This window comes from Gluconobacter sp. P1D12_c, from assembly GCF_018812105.1.
GTDB classification, from domain to species: domain Bacteria; phylum Pseudomonadota; class Alphaproteobacteria; order Acetobacterales; family Acetobacteraceae; genus Gluconobacter; species Gluconobacter oxydans_A.
The window spans coordinates 1-350 of record NZ_JACSIQ010000926.1; the positions used below are offsets into that span (position 1 = coordinate 1).

At 60.0% G+C, this 350-nt stretch carries 1 pseudogene; it reads right to left on the reverse strand.

The features are described 5' to 3' along the window. Positions 1-350 (reverse strand): annotated as a pseudogene (locus KP705_RS19820) (IS5/IS1182 family transposase); the annotation flags it as partial.

The window sequence follows — 350 nt, forward strand, 5'->3', positions numbered from 1 at the left end:
CTTTTGTAGCCAAAGAATGGGATAGCGAGATCACTCGACGGCATGGTTCCATCGTCCTGCCGCTTCGCTTTCGTGAACTTCAGCGTCCAGCGCGAATGGCTAGCCTTGTGAGACAGCTGTGACGGCTTGTCCTGCCAGTCTTCGGGAATACGGCCTGCCCGGAGATCGGCTTTCTCGGCGTTCGTGTTGCGCTGCTTTGGAGCCGCCACCAGCGTTGCATCCAGGATCTGGCCCGACATCGGCAGATAGCCGGCGTGCCGCAGGGTCGCGTCAAAACGGTTGAACAGACCCTCGATCGCTCCCACCTGCGTCAGGCGCTCACGGAACAGCCAGAGTGTTTTGGCATCAGG